The 17,732-nt window shown below is 56.2% G+C and carries 16 protein-coding genes; 13 read left to right on the top strand and 3 right to left on the bottom strand.

Going from position 1 to position 17,732, the window contains the following annotated elements; genetic code table 11:
- Positions 1-280: 280 nt before the first annotated feature.
- The 13 genes from xseA (at position 281) to metG (ending at position 13,519) form a co-directional block, all read left to right on the top strand.
- The gene (xseA, locus tag M0P74_10295; GenBank protein ID MCK9363970.1) at positions 281-1,630 is read left to right on the top strand and encodes an exodeoxyribonuclease VII large subunit; all 1,350 of its coding nucleotides are present in this window, start codon (positions 281-283) and stop codon (positions 1,628-1,630) included.
- Between the two features lie 224 nt (positions 1,631-1,854).
- Complete coding sequence (locus M0P74_10290) at positions 1,855-2,088, top strand: exodeoxyribonuclease VII small subunit (GenBank protein ID MCK9363969.1); 234 nt, start codon at positions 1,855-1,857, stop codon at positions 2,086-2,088.
- Complete coding sequence (locus M0P74_10285; protein ID MCK9363968.1) at positions 2,078-2,980, top strand: polyprenyl synthetase family protein; 903 nt, start codon at positions 2,078-2,080, stop codon at positions 2,978-2,980. Before M0P74_10290 ends, M0P74_10285 begins: the two co-directional genes overlap by 11 nt.
- 3 nt (positions 2,981-2,983) lie before the next feature.
- On the top strand, positions 2,984-4,885 hold the full coding sequence (gene dxs / locus M0P74_10280) for a 1-deoxy-D-xylulose-5-phosphate synthase (protein MCK9363967.1): 1,902 nt from the start codon (positions 2,984-2,986) through the stop codon (positions 4,883-4,885).
- Between the two features lie 321 nt (positions 4,886-5,206).
- Complete coding sequence (locus M0P74_10275; protein MCK9363966.1) at positions 5,207-5,989, top strand: TlyA family RNA methyltransferase; 783 nt, start codon at positions 5,207-5,209, stop codon at positions 5,987-5,989.
- A 76-nt stretch (positions 5,990-6,065) separates the two neighbouring features.
- Positions 6,066-7,811: a 4-hydroxy-3-methylbut-2-enyl diphosphate reductase gene (ispH, locus tag M0P74_10270; GenBank protein MCK9363965.1), complete on the top strand. Its 1,746-nt coding sequence runs from the start codon at positions 6,066-6,068 to the stop codon at positions 7,809-7,811.
- Positions 7,812-7,824: 13 nt separating this feature from the next.
- Positions 7,825-8,409: a hypothetical protein gene (locus M0P74_10265; protein MCK9363964.1), complete on the top strand. Its 585-nt coding sequence runs from the start codon at positions 7,825-7,827 to the stop codon at positions 8,407-8,409.
- 39 nt (positions 8,410-8,448) lie between these two features.
- A complete protein-coding gene (locus M0P74_10260) occupies positions 8,449-8,670 on the top strand; it encodes a NifU family protein (protein MCK9363963.1) in 222 nt (73 codons plus the stop codon).
- Positions 8,671-8,740: 70 nt separating this feature from the next.
- On the top strand, positions 8,741-8,914 hold the full coding sequence (locus M0P74_10255; protein ID MCK9363962.1) for a 4Fe-4S binding protein: 174 nt from the start codon (positions 8,741-8,743) through the stop codon (positions 8,912-8,914).
- A gap of 130 nt (positions 8,915-9,044) precedes the next feature.
- Positions 9,045-9,692 carry a dTMP kinase gene (gene tmk, locus M0P74_10250; GenBank protein MCK9363961.1) on the top strand — a complete coding sequence of 216 codons (648 nt, stop codon included), beginning with the start codon at positions 9,045-9,047 and terminating at the stop codon, positions 9,690-9,692.
- Positions 9,693-9,738: 46 nt separating this feature from the next.
- The gene (gene holB / locus M0P74_10245) at positions 9,739-10,704 is read left to right on the top strand and encodes a DNA polymerase III subunit delta' (protein MCK9363960.1); all 966 of its coding nucleotides are present in this window, start codon (positions 9,739-9,741) and stop codon (positions 10,702-10,704) included.
- A gap of 71 nt (positions 10,705-10,775) precedes the next feature.
- Positions 10,776-11,576 carry a stage 0 sporulation protein gene (locus M0P74_10240; protein ID MCK9363959.1) on the top strand — a complete coding sequence of 267 codons (801 nt, stop codon included), beginning with the start codon at positions 10,776-10,778 and terminating at the stop codon, positions 11,574-11,576.
- Positions 11,577-11,599: 23 nt separating this feature from the next.
- Complete coding sequence (gene metG / locus M0P74_10235; protein ID MCK9363958.1) at positions 11,600-13,519, top strand: methionine--tRNA ligase; 1,920 nt, start codon at positions 11,600-11,602, stop codon at positions 13,517-13,519.
- 16 nt (positions 13,520-13,535) lie between these two features.
- Here the strand turns inward: metG and M0P74_10230 are convergent, their stop codons facing one another.
- From M0P74_10230 to clpA, 3 genes are all read right to left on the bottom strand, one after another.
- Positions 13,536-14,477, bottom strand: a complete 942-nt coding sequence (locus M0P74_10230; GenBank protein ID MCK9363957.1) for a fructose-1,6-bisphosphatase — start codon at positions 14,475-14,477, stop codon at positions 13,536-13,538.
- A gap of 183 nt (positions 14,478-14,660) precedes the next feature.
- Positions 14,661-15,350 (bottom strand): leucyl/phenylalanyl-tRNA--protein transferase, encoded by a 690-nt coding sequence (gene aat, locus M0P74_10225; protein MCK9363956.1) that lies wholly within the window; start codon positions 15,348-15,350, stop codon positions 14,661-14,663.
- On the bottom strand, positions 15,325-17,613 hold the full coding sequence (clpA, locus tag M0P74_10220; protein MCK9363955.1) for an ATP-dependent Clp protease ATP-binding subunit ClpA: 2,289 nt from the start codon (positions 17,611-17,613) through the stop codon (positions 15,325-15,327). The genes aat and clpA overlap by 26 nt, the downstream gene beginning before the upstream one ends.
- Positions 17,614-17,732: the final 119 nt, after the last annotated feature.

The raw sequence follows: 17,732 nt of genomic DNA, 5'->3' as shown, positions 1-17,732 counted from the left end.
AGAGCGAGGCCCAAAATGCCGGGCAGAATGTTCGTCTCGATAATGTTTGCTCTTTGCGCTGTCGTTTTCATCTTGCTGATATCCTGATCGCCTCTTATTATCCGCCTGTACCGCTTTCCAGAAAACGTCTCCGGCGGGAAGCGGTCTATTAGAGGATTCCGTTCGGCCTGTCAACACTTTTTTTCGCTGGGCACGAATTTCTTGACTTAATCATTGTTAATCTTTAACCCTGCTGAAATTCGGCCTTGTCACGGACGGCATTATCTGATAGCTTCAGCCCGTGAATACGGGATATTTATCAGAAATTATTAGCGTTTCGGCGTTAAACGACCGGATCAAGAGCCTCCTGGAAGAGGAGCTGTCCTTTGTGCGGGTCGAAGGCGAGGTGTCCAATCTGCGGCGGCCACCCTCCGGACACGTCTATTTCACGCTCAAGGACGCGAAAAGCCAGATCCGGGCGGTGATCTTCAAAAATCCCTACGGCGCCCGAAAAAGCGGCTTGTCGGAATTTGCCGTCGAAGAGGGGATGAGCATTGTCTGTCTGGCGCGGGTTACGGTCTATCCGCCTCGGGGTGAGTACCAGCTCATCGTCGAAACCGTGGAACCGCGCGGACTGGGTGCGCTCCAGAAGGCCTTTGAACAGCTTAAGGCCCGCCTTGCCGTCGAGGGGCTTTTCGAGGCCGGACGGAAAAAACCGCTGCCGTTTCTGCCGGGAAAGATCGGGGTAATCACCTCCCCTTCCGGCGCCGTTATCCGGGATATCCTGACGGTCACCCGCCGGCGCTTTTCCTCTATCGATATTTTGATCGCCCCGGTGCGCGTTCAGGGAAGCGAGGCGCCGGCGGAAATAATAAAGGCTTTTGGCTATTTGCATACATTCGGGGATGTTGACGTGATCATTCTCGCCCGGGGCGGCGGGTCGCTGGAGGATCTTGCCCCGTTCAACGACGAAAGGGTGGCCCGGACGATTGCCGCCTCCCGGATCCCGGTTATCTCGGCGATAGGACATGAAACGGATTTCACGATTGCCGACTTCGCGGCCGACCTGCGCGCGGCGACTCCTTCAGCGGCGGCGGAACTGGCCGTCCCCCGGCGCGACGAGCTGCTCGACAGCGTCGAGAGGCTCCGCGGCAGTCTGGCGCAGCGCTTCCGCCAGCAGATGGCCAAGCGCCAGGCGTCCGCAGCCTCCCTTCAGCAAAGGCTCCGGGATCCGCGAAGACGGCTTGCCGATGCGCTGTTGGCCCTCGATGATTACAGCGAACGGATCAAACTTGCCGCCCTTCGCCAGCGGGAAATGCAGCGCAAGGAGCTGGCCGGATTGGCCCTCCGCCTGAATTTTCAGAATCCATGCTCAATTATCGAAGGAAATCGAGCTGTTTTGAACGACAGGGGCCGCGCCCTGCAGGCAGCCTGGGAAAAGTTGTTTTCCTTGCGAAAAAATCACGCGGCAGGGACCTCCGCCGTACTTGCGTCGCTGAACCCGCTGGCCGTGCTGAAGCGGGGGTACAGCATCGCCCGCCGCCTGCCGGACGGCCGCATCATCCGTCGGACAGCAGACGCCGCAATCGGGCAGGAAATTGAAATCCTCATTGCGGAGGGTAAACTGAGCGCGAAAATTACCAGCCTGTAAAAAAACTGGAAAGACCATGAATATTAAGGATTTGAGGTAACTATTCATCACTTAAAAAAGATTGTCATCCCCGAGTGTCTCTATCCGTCCCCGAAGGTTCTTATCGGGGATAACGGCATTCGGGGACGGATACGGTTTTAAAACCGACACCATATTCCCGATTACAACCTCGGGAATGACAGATTTTATTATCATGCTGAATATTAAGGATTTGAGGAGATTTTATGTCCAAAGAAAAATTTGAGGTAATGCTGGCGAAACTCGAAGAGATTGTCCGCCGGATGGAAACGGGGGAGATGACGCTGGAGGAATCCCTCGCCGCCTTTGAAGAGGGGATCAAGCTTTCCCGCAACTGCGCAAAAACACTGGATGAAGCGCAGCGGAAGGTGGAAATTCTGCTGCAGGAGGGGGAAAAACTCACAACCGCGCCCTTTGTCGGAGCTGAAAGTGAACCCTGAATTTTACCTGCCCGATTACCTCGAAAGGCAAAGAAAACTTATAGATAATGCCCTCTGCGTTTATTTTTCCGAGGAAGCGGCGGAGTACAAAACGATCTGCGCCGCCGCCCGCTACAGCCTGCTTGCCGGCGGCAAGAGAATCCGACCTGTGCTCTGCTTAGCCGCCGCGGAGGCCAGCGGCGCAAGGGGAGAAGAGGTTCTGCCGGCTGCCTGCGCGCTGGAGATGATCCACACCTATTCGCTAATCCACGATGATCTGCCGGAAATGGACAACGACGACTACCGCCGGGGGAAATTAACCTCGCACAAGGTCTTCGGCGAGGATATGGCGGTGCTCGCCGGCGACGCCCTTCTGACGGAGGCGTTTCATCTCTTGACAGATCGGGAGAAAATGCCGAAAACACCCCCGGAGCGGCTTTTGACTGTTGCCTGCGAGATCGCCGAGGCGGCCGGCTATCGGGGAATGGTGGGGGGGCAGGCGCTCGATGTCCGCGCGGAAGGGAAAAAGGGCGATCTGGAGAGCCTCTGCACAATCCACCGGCACAAAACCGGCGCGATGCTGCGCGTCTCACTGAGGGCAGGGGCCATTCTTGCCGGAGCCGACAAAAGCGCCCTCGCTGCCCTTTCCGCCTACGGGGAGAGGATCGGGCTCGCCTTTCAAATCGCCGACGATATCCTGAATGTTGAGGGAGATTCGCAGCTTATGGGTAAAAAAACGGGGAGCGACGCGGAGCTCGGGAAGGTCACCTTTCCGCAGCTTCTGGGAATAGACGTCTCGCGCACCCGGGCTGCCGAACTTGTGAGGGAAGCGATTTCACTAATTGATGACTTTGGCGACAGGGCGACGCCGCTGCGGGCCATAGCCAAGTACATACTGGACAGGAAATCATAAAAAATGACGGAAAAAGAACGATACGCCATTCTCTCAGAGATAAACAGTCCCGCGGATATCAGAAAACTCTCTCTTCCCGAACTTATCATTTTGGCGCAGGAGATCCGGGAAAAGATGCTGGACACCGTCTCCCGGCGAGGCGGGCACCTCGCCCCCTCCCTCGGAGTGGTTGAGCTGACGCTCGCCCTTCACTACGTTTTCAACACCCCCCGCGATCTGCTCGTCTGGGACGTCGGTCATCAAACCTACGCCCACAAGATCATCACCGGGCGCAGAGAGCGTTTCGAGACGCTCCGGCAGTTAAATGGGCTGAGCGGCTTCCCGAAGCGGGCGGAGAGCCCCTACGACACCTTCGATGTCGGGCACAGCGGTACATCCATCTCGGCAGCGGCGGGCATGGCGGAGGCGCGCTGCCTGAAGAAAGAGGATTTCCTGGTCATCGCCGTCATCGGCGACGGGGCAATGTCCACCGGGATGTCCTTTGAAGGGCTGAACTGGGCGGGCGACCGGCACAAGAATTTGATCATCATCCTCAACGACAACGAGATGTCCATCTCGCCCAATGTCGGCGCCCTGTCTTCGTATCTCAACCGGGTCATGACCGGACAGACGGTTAACAAACTCCGCACGGAGATGAAAACCTTTTTAAAATCGATCCCCGGAATCGGCGAACAGATGCTGAAGTTCTCCCGCCAGGTTGAGGAATCGCTGAAAACCTTTTTCGTTCCCGGGGCAATTTTCGAGGAGCTGGGGTTCACCTACATCGGCCCCCTGGAGGGAAACCGCCTCGATCATCTGATCCGGAACCTGCAAAACGTGAAGGAGCTGGAAGGTCCTGTGCTGGTTCACGTCGTAACGAAGAAGGGAAAGGGTTACAAGTTCGCAGAAGATAATCCCTCCCGGTTTCACGGTATTGCGCCTTTCGACCTCCAGACCGGCAAGAACCTCGCGGAAAGCGGCCCCCCGACCCCTGCCTCCTATACCAAGGTGTTCGGCAAAACCCTGGTGAAACTCGCGCAGGACAACCCGCGTCTCGTGGCAATTACGGCGGCGATGCCTGAAGGAACAGGCCTCGACGCCTTTGGCAAGCAGTTTCCGGAACGTTTTTACGATGTGGGCATAGCCGAACAGCATGGCGCGACCTTTGCCGCCGGCCTCGCCACGCAGGGACTCGTTCCGGTAGTGGCGATCTACTCCACCTTTATGCAGCGGGCTTATGATCAGGTAATCCACGATATCTGCCTGCAAAAACTGCATGTAGTAATCGCGATGGACCGCGGCGGCTTTGTCGGCGAGGACGGGCCGACGCATCACGGAATGTTCGATTTTTCCTTTCTCCGGGCCGTTCCCAACCTGATCGTGATGGCGCCCAAGGATGAAAATGAGCTGCAGCACATGCTGAAAACGGCAGTGGAGTGCGACCTGCCCGTCTCGCTCCGCTACCCCCGGGGCGCAGGGGTGGGAGCAATACTCGACGAGGCGCCGCAAACCCTGCCGATCGGCAAAGGCGAGATCGTCTTTGACCAAAAGGGGGCAGAACTGGCCATAATCGCAATCGGCGCCTGCGTTCATCCGGCCGTGACGGCCGCCCGCATTCTTCAGGCGGAGGGAATCCCGACTCTGGTGATAAACGCCCGGTTCGTTAAGCCGCTCGATGAGGAACTGCTGATAGAAACGGCTAAAAAGATTAAAAAATTCATAACAGTAGAGGAAAACGCCCTGATGGGCGGCTTCGGAAGCGCCGTTTTGGAACTGCTGGCGGATAACGGCGCAAGCGGGGTAACGGTCACCCGCCTCGGCGTACCGGATGAATTTGCGCCGCATGGCCCCGTGCGGGAGCTGCGACGCATGTTCGGGCTCGATGCGGAAGGCATTGCCGCCGCAGCGCGCAAGATGATGGCATAAGCGCCATGCCCGAGCGTCTGAAGCTAAAAATGAAACTCTCCTGACGGCCTGCCATCGCAAAGGGGAATGAAAATTGAGGGGCGAACCCATCCCCACCCTTTCCCTCCCCTTGAAGGGGAGGGAAGTTGAATGCAATATTTTCAACAAGTAGAGGTAATTGCAAAACCATTTGTCATTCCCGAATGCCTCTATCGGGAAGGCGAAGCTTAATGTTCATAATATGGTTTTTCAAGCCGTTAGAACCAGATTCCCGCTCAGAATCGTTGCGGGAATGACAGAATGGGGAGTTTTGCAATTACCTCAGTAGAGTTATATTTTCAGATGAAAAAAAGTCCTAAAATTCGCCTCGACAGCCTGCTTCTCCAAAGGGAACTTGCCTGCGACCTCAAGCATGCCCAGGCGCTGATCCTCTCCGGAGCAGTCCTGGCCAATGACCAGGTAGCCGATAAGGCAGGCGGCCTGTTTCCGGCTGACGTAAATATCCGCCTCCGGGGCGACGCCAACCTTTATGTGAGCCGGGGCGGGATAAAACTGAACGGCGCCCTCCAGGCTTTCGGATTTTCCGTCCAGGGTCTCGTCGCCCTTGACGTCGGCGCCTCCACCGGCGGCTTTACCGACTGCCTGCTCCAGGCGGGGGCAAAAAAGGTTTATGCGGTGGATGTCGGCTACGGGCAGCTCGCCTGGAAGCTTAGGAGCGACCCCCGCGTCGTCAATATCGAACGGACAAACATCCGCAATTATGATAGTTCGGCAATTGGGGACGACATAAGTCTGGCCGTGATCGATGCCTCCTTCATCTCGCTGCGGACTGTCATCCCGTCGGTACTCGGGATGATAAAAAACGGGGCGTTCTTGATCTGTCTCGTCAAGCCGCAGTTCGAGGTCGCCCGGGGAGAGGTCGGGGAAAAGGGCGTCGTTCGGGACCCGCTCCTTCACGAACGCACCCTGGCGGAGCTGGAAGCCTTTTGCCGCGGAATCGGGCTCGAAGTTTTGGGACGTTGCGACTCCCCGATAACAGGCCCGGCGGGAAACAGGGAATTTTTTCTCTATTTAAAAAAGGGTTTCCAGTTGACGGTTGACGGTTTCCGGTTGAAAAAACCGTGAAACGTCAACCGGAAACCGGTAACCGTGAACTGTTAACCGTGAACTGTTAACCGCTTTTCACAAAGGACATTAAACAATGGGCATCAAACTGGCAAAAACTGCCGGGTTCTGCATGGGGGTCAAGCGGGCGGTCGAGATGGTCCTCGAGATGGCAAGCCAGCAGGGACACGCAACCATCTACACGTATGGCCCGCTGATTCACAACCCCCAGACCATTGAGCTGCTGCGGGAAAGGGGGATTATCCCGCTCAGGCGACCCGAAGAGCTGGAAACTGTTCCGGAGGGGGCGTCAGTCGTTATCCGCGCCCACGGCATCCCGCCCCGGGAGAGGGAAAAACTGGAAGATAAAGGGTTCAAGATCATTGACGCCACCTGTCCGAAGGTAACCCGGGTGCAGATGATCATCCGCAAACACGCTTCCAAGGGCTTTACGGTTCTGATCGCCGGCGACCGGGAACATCCGGAGGTAAACGGCCTGCTTGGTTTTGCCGGCGATGCAGGGGTGATAATCGGGTCTCCCGATGACGTTGATGCGCTGCCGGCCTTTGACAAGGTATGCGTGGTAGCCCAGACAACGCAGAGTCTCAATGTCTATAATGAGATGGTGGAAAAAGTGACGGCGCGTTTTCCCGATGCGGTCATTTTCAACACGATCTGCGACTCAACCGAAAAACGTCAGACCGAGATCGAATCGCTCGCCGCGGAGTCCGACGCCGTTTTCGTCGTCGGAGGAAAAAACAGCGCCAATACAAGACGTCTGGCGGAGCTCGCAATCCTCAAGAACAAGCCTGCTTTCCATATAGAAACCGCCGATGAATTGCATGGCATCGATCTGGAGCCGTACCGGCAGATCGGCGTATCAGCCGGCGCCTCAACCCCCAACTGGATAATCGACCGCGTCGTTGACCATCTGAACAGCCGGATGGGAAAGCGGGAGGAAATGCTCCATCGTCTCTTCAAGATTTGGGTCTTTGCGGTGCGTGCGGATATCTACTCGGCGATTGGCGCGGGGTTCCTGTCGCTTACCGCAATGCTCCTCCAGGGGCTGCCGATTGCCCCCCTCCCCATTTTTACCGCCTCTTTTTACGTTTACTCCATGCACGTGCTGAACCGCTTCATCAATAGAAAGACGAGCAGCATCAGCTCCTTCCGCGAGGAGTCATACCTTATTCATGAACAACGCTATCTGACGCTCGCGGCCTGTGCAATCATCGTCGCGCTTTTTCTCGCCTTCACCGCCGGAAAAAAGTCTTTCCTTGTCCTTTTTACAATCTCCCTGCTCGGCATCCTTTACAATATGAGATTCCTGCCGTTTGGCTTCCGCTTTAAAAGCCTCCGGGACATTCCTGGCTCGAAGAACATCTCCACCGCCTTCGCCTGGGCGATAGCCGCCGCCCTGCTCCCCCGGCTTGAGGATGGCTCCCTGCTGCACGCCGGCCTCTGGGTCTCGTTTATCTTCACGGCAGGCATCGTTTTTATCCGCTCGGCGATGTCGGACATCCTCGACATCCAGCGTGACCGTCTGATCGGCCAGGAGACGCTGCCCGTTTTGCTCGGCGAGAAGAAAACGCTCGTCATTCTCAAGACAATCTGCCTTTTTCTCTTTGTTCTGCTGCCCCTTTCCGCCGTTGCCGGCTGGTCGGCAACGCTCGGTTTTTTCCAGTTGATCGCCATTTTTTATATGTGGATTTGTTTCAAACTATATGATAGAAGGTCGGCGTTTTCCGGGGTCGTGTTGGAGGGATTTCTGGAAAGCGGTTATGTTGTCGCCGGGATAAGCTCTTTGCTCTGGCTTCTGGCAACAGGCGCTCTGACCCGGTGAACTGGAGAATAATGTGAGAAGGATTAAAATCTTTACAATCATTTTTTTATTCCTCGGCTTGTCGGGCTGCGGGGGGCTCCGTTATTCCGAAATTTCTCCGGATGCCAAGGATTTCCATCCCCGGAAAATCGTCGTTCTGCCCGCTGATGTAGCCGCCTTTCCCGAGGCAGCGGGAAGCGTTGATCGTCTTTTTACCGAGGCATTGACCGAACGGCACTGGTTCGAAGGGGTCCTTGGGGGAGAGGGCTTCGCGGAGCGGCTTCGAAAAGATGAGGAACTCCGGGGGGCAGTGTCGGGATACCTGGAAAAACTGACAAAGGTAAAATTCTCCGACCCTGAACTCAGCAGCAGGATTGGGAATTTGACCGGAACCGAGGCTTTTTTGGTTAACCGCGTTGACTCCTGGAATTATACCATCGTGGACGACAAAAAAGCGGCAAAAGTGGGGCTCAGCATAACGATGGTCGAGGCAAAAACCGGTAAAATTCTATGGAGTGCGGCGCATAGCCGGGTAAGCGAGTATCTGATCGTCAAGCCCGAGCTGGAGAATATGGCCAGAGGGCTCATCCGGGAAATGACGGACCGGATGCCTCATTAAGCTGGGGCAAATTAAAAGATTTCAATTAGGAGAAAGACCATGCAGGACAAAGTTAAAAAGGCCATTGACAAGATACGGCCGTCTCTTCAGGCTGACGGCGGAGATATTGAGTTCGTGGATGTGGACGAAAAGGGGGTTGTCAAGGTGCGTCTGACCGGCGCCTGCCATGGCTGCCCAATGGCACAGATGACGTTGAAAAACGGCGTGGAGCAGTTCCTTAAGAAGGAGATCCCCGAAGTCACAGCCGTGGTTTCAGCTTAGGAAAGCGAAACGGGTTTCCCGGTTCGTCTGATTGCAGTCAAATTAAAACTATTGAAGGAGGATTAGAAAAATGGCGCATTTTATTACCGATGAGTGCATTTCCTGTGGATCATGTCAGAGTGTATGTCCGGTAGAGGCAATCAGCGAGGGCGACGATAGGTATGTAATCGACGCCAAGCTCTGCACGGACTGTGGAACATGCGCAGAACAGTGCCCTGTGGAAGCGATCAAACCGGCAGAGTAGTTCCGGCAAGTCAGTTTTTACAGGTTTGAACAAAAAATAGGGGAAAGCGCCGCTGCCAATGCCTGTCGCGGCCTTTCCCCGCCTCTTTTTTTAACATAGATAAATATCATCGTGATTTCAGGCGGCTGGAGTGAATAGATTTATCACATTCGACGGCATAGAGGGATGCGGCAAGACCACGCAGTTACGACTCGCCGAGGCGTGGCTGCGCAGTCGGGGCCTGCCTGTCCTCGCCACTGCCGAACCGGGCGGTACGCCCCTTGGTGTGAAGATCCGCGAGCTGTTGCTGAACCGCCGCTCCTGGAATATCGGCGCCGAGGCGGAACTGCTGCTGTTTGCGGCAGCCCGCGCCCAGCATGTGGCAGAAACGATTATTCCGGCGTTGAACGACGGAAAATGGGTTCTGTGCGATCGCTATACGGATGCGACCGTGGCCTATCAGGGATTCGGACGGGGGATAAATACCGAATTAATCCGATGGTTAAACGAGTTTTCGTCGCGCAGTCTGGAACCGGAGCTTACCCTGCTGTTCGATTTGCCGGTCGAAGCCGGCCTGCGGCGGGCCCGGACGCGGGCGGCGGGGAGCGCCCCCGACAGCGCGGAGGATCGTTTCGAACAGGAAGAGACGAACTTCCACCAACGGGTAAGGGATGGTTATCTGCAGCTTGCCGAAGCGGCGCCTGAGCGCTTCCGGCTTGTCAATGCGTCCGGAACTCCGGAGGAAATCCAGCGGGAGGTTCGCCGTCTGCTGACGGCATTGCTCGGCACAAATCAGTAGGGGCAAGGCATGCCGCGCCCCTCCATATGTCAACAGGGTAAGATATTTGAGATTCCAGCAGATATACGGACATAAAAAACCACTCGCGATCCTGAAGAGCGCCATGGCGGCAAACAGGGTCGCCCACGCCTATCTTTTTTACGGGAAAGAAGGGGTCGGAAAGAAAACGGTTGCCTCGGTGTTCGCGCGGGCCCTCAACTGCCCCGCCGCGGATCCCCCCTGCGACGTCTGTCCCTCCTGCCTGAAGGCCGAGCATAAAAATCATCCCAATATTATTGAGATTGTCGCTGAAGGCCAGTTCATAAAAATTGCTGCGGTAAGAGAAATAATGGCCACGATGGCCTTTCGTCCGGAAGATGGCAAACGGGTTTTTATCCTGCAGGACGCCGATAAAATGAACGCCCCGGCGGCAAACGCCCTGCTCAAGACATTGGAAGAGCCTTCGGCGGATAACGTCCTGATCCTGACTTCCGCCCGACCGCACGCCCTGCCGGTTACGATCCTCTCCCGCTGTCAAGCCTTGCGCTTTGCCCCGCTGCAGAAGACAGAGGTGGCCAGCTTCCTTCGTGAACAACAGGGATTCGGCGAGGCCGAGGCGGATGCAATTGCCGCGGCCTCGCTCGGGAGCATCGGCGACGCCATCGAGATGAAGAAGGAAGATTACATGACCGTCCGCAACGGAATATTGAAGCGACTGGCCGAGGATGACCCGGCAGACCTGATAAAAAGGCTCGCCTTCGCCCGACGTTTGGGAACAGAGCGGGAAGAGATAACCCAACGGCTCCAGATAATGCAAAACGCCTATCGGGACTCGCTGATCCTGAAAGAAACAGGCGAAAGCGAAATGCTCCTGTTCAAGGACTGGGAGGCGGCTATTTCAGCCCTGGCCGCTCGCCTGTCGGGACGGGAGATTCTCAAAAATATGGCGGTTGTGGGACGCGCCATGGACGCCATCTCCAGAAATTCCAACAAAACCTTGACTTTGGAGGCCATGCTGGTTAGGCTCGCATAGCAGATAAGCACTCATGGCGGCTTGCCGTCACAAAGAAGGATGAAAATGATTAAGAGTTCAGGTGAATCTCATTGAAAACCATCATCGGCGTTAAGTTCAAAAAAGAGGGAAAGATATACAGCTTCGATTCGGGAGAGCTGCAGTTGCAGCGGGACGACCTCGTTCTGGTTGACACGGACAACGGCCCGGCGATTGGCATGGTGGCTGACGCCGTAAAGACCCTTTCCGCTTCCCGGTGCTTGAATAATCTGAAAAAGGTGCTGCGTTCGGCAACCGATGAAGATTTGCAAATAAGAGCGGAAAACAGCAAGTTGGAAAAAGAGGCCATGAGGTACTGCGCCGGCAGAATCTCCGAGAAGAGGCTCCCCATGAAGCTCGTGGAGGTGGAATGCCTCTTCGACAAAAGCAAAATGGTCTTCTCGTTCGCCTCGGAAAGCCGGGTCGATTTTCGGGATCTGGTCAAGGATCTGCTGCAGAAATTCCGGACCCGCATTGAGCTGAAACAGATCGGCGCCCGGCAGGAGACAAAGATCGTAAAAGGTCTGGGGATCTGCGGCCGGGAGGTGTGTTGCGGGAGCTTCCTGCACAACATGGACCGTGTTTCGGTCAAGATGGCAAAAGAGCAGAACATGTCCCTCAACCCCGAAAAAATCTCCGGCCTCTGCGGACGGCTGATGTGCTGCCTGGCATTCGAATACGACGCTTACGTCGGTCTGAAAAAAGAGATGCCGAAACCCGGAAAGATGGTCCAGACGGCCGATGGCCAGGGCAAGGTAATCCGCCAGAATATCCTGCGGTCAGAGGTCGTCGTTATGCTGGAAGACCGAAAAGAAATGACTTACAAGGCCCATGATGTCAAGATTATTGTATGAAAGATGAATTCAGGAAGGAATTTATGAAAAGCGCCTTTTACATCACCACGCCGATCTACTATGTAAACGCCTCGCCCCACATCGGGCACGCCTACACCACCGTTGTCGCCGATGTCATGGCCCGCTACCACCGCCTCCGGGGCGTCCGCACCTTCTTTACAACCGGCACCGACGAACATGGCGACAAGATTGCGGAGGCGGCAAAAGAGGCGGGGATTACCCCCAAGGAATACGCCGACCGGATCAGCGCCCAGTTCAGCTCCCTCTGGCCGCTTATGGATATAACAAACGACTATTTCATAAGAACGACCGACCCAAACCACATCCGGACAGTCCAGGCGATTCTGCAGAAGGTGCATGCGGCGGGCGACATCTATTTCGGCGAGTACGAGGGGCTGTATTGCGTCGGCTGCGAGCGCTTCTACCGGGAAACGGAACTGGTGAACGGAAAATGCCCGGACCACCAGACAGCCCCCGAAGTGCGCAAGGAAAGCAACTATTTCTTCCGGATGGGCAATTATCAGGAATGGCTGATCCGCCACATTGAGACGCACCCCGACTTTATCCGCCCGGAGCGCTACAAGAACGAAGTGCTTGCCTTTCTGCGCGACCCGTTGGAGGACCTTTGCATCTCCCGGCCGAAAAGCCGCCTCACCTGGGGGATCACGCTCCCCTTTGATGAAAACTACGTAACCTACGTCTGGTACGACGCGCTGATCAACTACGTAACGTCGCTGGGCTACCCGGCCGGCGAAAAGTTTCGCGAATTCTGGCCGGTGGCGGAGCATCTGATCGCGAAAGACATTCTCAAACCCCACGGAATTTACTGGCCGACCATGCTGAAGGCCGCCGGGATCGAGCCTTACAGTCATCTGAACGTGCACGGCTACTGGAACGTGGACAGCGGCAAGATGTCCAAAAGCGTGGGGAACGTCGTCAAGCCCCTAGATTTGAAGGACAAGTACGGTCTCGATCAATTCCGCTATTTTCTGCTTCGCGACATGGTCTTCGGGCTGGACTCAAGCTTCAGCGAGGAGGCCTTAGTCGGGCGGATCAACTCCGATCTGGCCAACGACCTGGGAAACCTCGTCAGCCGGACTCTGACGATGGCGGTAAAATACACGAATGGAGAAGTCCCGCCTGCCACGGAAGAAGCGGCCCAGGACGTTCTTTTGCGGGAAACGGCCCTGCACACAATCGAAAATATGGATATCTGCTTCTCCGAACTTAGCTTCCATAAGGCGCTGATCGCCATCTGGGAATTCATCGGCGTCGCCAACAAATACATCGTCGAGCAGGAGCCCTGGGTGATGGCCAAGGAGCCGGCGCTGCAAAAACGGCTGGAGACCATCATCTACAACCTGCTGGAATCGCTGAGAATAGTCGCTGTCCTTGTTTCCCCGTTCATGCCCGGTTCGGCAACCCGGATCATGGAACAGCTTGGCATTGCCGAGCCTGCCACCGAAAATTTTGCAACAATCCGGAGCTGGGGCGGCCTTAAAGCCGGTAACCTGCTTAAACCGGGAGGCGCCCTCTTTCCCCGGGTGGAAATCAAGACCGCAGCGGCAAAACAGGAAGTCGCCCCTGTCAAAACCAAAGCCGCGCCGCCGGCCATCAAACCGGAAATCACCTATGAGGAGTTCGAAAAAATTGATCTGCGGACGGCCAAGGTGCTCAAGGCGGAGGCCGTCCCGAAATCCAACAAGCTCATCCGGCTGATTGTGGAAATCGACGGCGAGAGGCAGATCGTCGCGGGCATGGGCAAGGATTACCAGCCGGAAGAACTCGTCGGCAAAACCATCATCGTCGTCGCCAATCTGAAACCGGCGAAACTGATGGGGGTGGAATCGCACGGGATGCTTCTGGCAACGGACGCGGCGGAAGGCGGACTCACCCTGGTGGGCTTCGACAAAAATCCGGCAGTCGGTGCAAAAATCCGTTAGTTTTTTTGCCCTGAAATTATGCGGTCAGGAATTCCTTCGCCTTGGCAACCTCGAAGCGGCTGCCGATGTAAACAGGACAGCGCTGATCGAGATCATCAATCCTCAGCGAGAGGATATCCTCATGGCCATTGGTGGCGCTCCCTCCGGCCTGTTCAACAATGAAGGCCAGCGGCTGAAGTTCAAAGAGCATCCGCAGTTTGCCACGGGGGTTTTTTTTCAGGGCCGGGTAGGTGAACACCCCTCCCTTTTTTATCAGTATCTGATTGATGTCGGGGACAAATCCACCACTGTAGCGCAGTTTGTACCCTTCGGCCTCCAGATATTCCAGATATTTGACATGACCCTCTTCACAATCCCGCCTGATCCCGCCGGGGCTGTAGATGGAACCCTTTTCCTTCATCCTGATATTTGCCTGGGAAAGTACGTATTCGCCTTCCCGGTTGAGGACAAACTCATGGGTTCCGTTGCCGGCTGAATATACCATCGTAATCAGCGGACCGTAGGTTATGTACAGCGCCGCCACCATCGTATCCTTGCCGCAGGCAAACATCGATTCCTTGTGGATGCCGATGATGGTGCCAATTGCGAGGTTGGTATCGACCAAGGAAGAGCCGTCCAGCGGATCGGCCGTGACGAAATACTGCTCCGTTCCCTTGCCGCCTATCGGAATGACGCTGTTCTGCTCCTCGGAGGCGTACTCCCTGACAAAGCCTGAGTACTGAAGCTGAATCTTGAGAATTTCATCCGCGCTCCTGTCGAGAGAAAGCTGCTCCTCCCCGTAGAGGTTCTGGAACCCGGCCAGTTTTCTGTTGGACTCATGGATTTTGGCTGAGATGTACTTTCCGGTAACGGCAATCTGCCAGATAAGCCGGCGCAACTCTGTTTCCACGCCTTCCAACCACATGTGACGCCGTAAATCAACCATAAACCTGGTGTAATCGCATATTCCCTCGCCCATTTAGTCCCTCCCCGCCTAAGAAGTGCAACAGCCCCGGACATCGCTCCCGCGTCAGGTCCGCTGACGCGTCTCTTTGTTGTTCCGTGGCTCATATAAAACCATCTGAATTAATAAGTCAAGTTCCGGGGAAAAAACGCCCGCGACGTTGCCCTCTTCTGCGGAGGATGCCGTGCTTTATGAACATCAAGCTTCGCTTTCTCCCCAGTTTTTTTGCAAAGTCTCATGCCGCAGAGAAGCTTGCAGCATACGGCAGAATTCTGCCCGGGAAACAAGGCGGCCCCCCAGACTTCCCAGGTGTCTGGTTTCCATCTGACAATCGATGAGGTCAAACCCCCGCTCGCGCAGAAAAGAAACAAGCGCGATCAAGGCAGCCTTTGAGGCGTTCGGGATTGCCGAAAACATCGATTCGCCGAAAAACACGCGGCCCAGCGATACGCCGTAGAGGCCTCCGACCAGTTTTTCGCTGTCCCAGGCCTCGACGGAGTGGGCAAAACCGAGTTTGTGGAGATTGTTATAGGAATCAATGATTTCCGTGGTGATCCAGGTTCCGTCCTGCCCGGGACGCGGCAGGCTGCCACAGGCGAAGATCACCTCCTTGAACGCCTGGTCAAAGGTTATCGTAACGACGCCCTTTTTCAGAAACTGCCTCATGCTCCGGGAAACGTGCAGTTCTTCCGGGAAAAGGACAAAACGGGGATCCGGCGACCACCAGAGGAGCGGCTCGCCTTCGCTGTACCAGGGGAAAATGCCCGCATGATAAGCGGCAAGAAGCCGCTGGGGCGACAAATCGCCGCCTACGGCCAGTAGCCCCTCCGGGTCAGCGAGTTCCACCGGAGGGAAGAGAGGCTCATCGGTCAGGAGATATACCGGCATGGGTTACCCTGATTACGACATCATCTTTTTCAATCGTCGCAACGGCTTCGCCGCCCTCGCGCAGGCTGCCGAAAAGCACCTCTTCTACAAAGAACCCCTTGATCTTCTCCTGGACCAGCCGCGCTATCTCCCTCGCCCCGAACTCCGCGGAATAACCCCGACGGGCAAGCCAGGCATAGCATTCGTCGCTAACCGTGAACAGCACCTTTTTGGCGACAAGCTGCCCGGAGAATTCGGCGATGGCCTTTTTGACAATTCGCAGGACAATCTCATCATTCAGGGCGTTGAAGTTGACGACGGCATCCAGGCGGTTGCGGAATTCCGGCGAAAAGGTGCGCTCGAGGGCCTTATAAACGGCATTGCGCTGGATCGGCTGCCCCTCGAAGCCGATCGTCTGCCGGCCGATCTCCCGCGCGCCGGCGTTCGAGGTCATCAAGAGAACGACATTCCTGAAATCGGCCTTTTTCCCGTTGTTGTCGGTCAGGGTTGCGTAGTCCATGATCGAAAGCAGCGAGTTGAAGACGTCCTCATGCGCCTTCTCGATCTCGTCGAGAAGCAGAACGGCGTGCGGGTTCTTGCGAATGGATTCGGTAAGGAGCCCGCCCTCTTCATAGCCGACATATCCGGGAGGGGCCCCGACGAATTTCGCGACGGCGTGCTTTTCCTGATACTCGCCCATGTCGAAACGCAAGAGCGGCAAACCGAGGATTGAGGCAAGCTGGCGGGCCAGTTCGGTCTTCCCGACCCCGGTCGGTCCCACAAAGAGCAGCGAAGCAACCGGCTTATCAGGCTCGCGGAAACCCGCCCGCGCCCGCTTGATTGACTCCACAACCCGGGTCACCGCCTCATCCTGCCCAAAAACCCGGGCCTTCAACTCACCTTCGAGATCGCGAAGTTTTTCCACCTCCGTGGAGGAAACCGTCCGCTCGGGTATTCGGGCGATGCGGGCGACAACCTTTTCAATCTCCTCGACGCCGATTGCCGCGGCTTCAGCCGCCTTTTCGGCCTCCTGAAAGTTCATCGAGATCAGGGCGCCCGCCTCGTCGATCACATCGATCGCCTTGTCCGGCAGACGGCGATCGCTGATATACCGGCCGGAAAGCTCGGCGGCCATCCGGAGGGCATCCTCCGTGTAAGAGACCTGGTGGTATGTCTCATACCGCTGCCGGATTCCCTCCAGTATCCGCACCGTCTCCTCGACCGAGGGTTCCGGGACCTCAACCTTCTGGAAGCGCCGCGACAGGGCGCCGTCTTTTTCGAAATATTTCCGGTATTCGTCGTAGGTGGTCGAACCGATGCAGCGCAGTTTTCCCGAAACGAGGGCCGGCTTCAGGATGTTGGAGGCGTCGAGCGAACCGCTGGAAACCGCCCCGGCGCCGATAATATTATGGATTTCATCGATAAAGAGGACAGCGTTTTCCTTTTTCTGCAGCTCGGCGAGGATGCGTTTCAGGCGCTCTTCGAAATCACCGCGAAAACGGGTGCCCGCCAGAACCGATCCCATATCAAGCGAATATATTTCCACATTTTTAAGTTTCTGGGGAACCATCCCGCTTGCGACAAGCTGGGCCAGCCCCTCGGTGATCGCCGTTTTTCCGACTCCCGGTTCGCCGACGTGCACCGGATTGTTCTTGAAGCGCCGGCAGAGAACCTGGATTGTCCGCTGCAGGACCTCTTCCCTGCCGACCAGCGGATCCATCTCGCCGGCCCGGGCCTTTGCCACCAGTTCCGTCGTGAAAGAGCGAAGGAACTTGTTCTGCTTTTCCCTGTCCTCCTGGGCATTTTCCCCTGGCTGAGATCCAGCGCCCCCTCGTCGCGTTTCCTCCGCCCCCGCAGGCGAGGCAATGCCGTGGGAGATATATTCAAGGATGGATAGACGGCTTATCCCCTCCCGCTGCAGAAAGTAGGAGGCGTGGGATTCCCTTTCCTCAAGGATGGAAACCAGCACGTCGCCCAGATCCAGCATCTCTTTCTGCGCGGATGTGGTATGCCAGGCGGCCCGCTCCAGGACGTTCTGAAACCCGACGGACTGGGCCGCCCGGTTCATCGCCCCTGTCACGGAACCGGTCTCTTCGAGGTGCTTTTCGATCAGCTTGCGCAGGCGGGATGGATCCCCGCCGCAGCCGGCGATGATCTCTTTGCCCTCGTCAAAAAAAAGAGAGGCGTAAAGAAGGTGCTCCGGCGTTATGAAATCATGCCTTCGGACATTCGCCTCGGCGTAGGCGGCCATGATTATCCGGTTGAGGCTTTCACTTATTTTCATCTAAGAATACTCCTTGCACCAAAAAATGCATGCATAATTTGTTGATTTATGATGGTTTCCCCTTCAGACAACCGCCCCGGACGCGGCAAAGCGCGTCCCGCCAATTTCTATAAAAACGC

It is taken from the genome of Syntrophales bacterium, assembly GCA_023229765.1.
In the GTDB taxonomy this organism is placed as follows: Bacteria; Desulfobacterota; Syntrophia; order Syntrophales; family UBA5619; genus DYTH01.
This window is presented reverse-complemented; position numbering and strand designations above follow the sequence as displayed.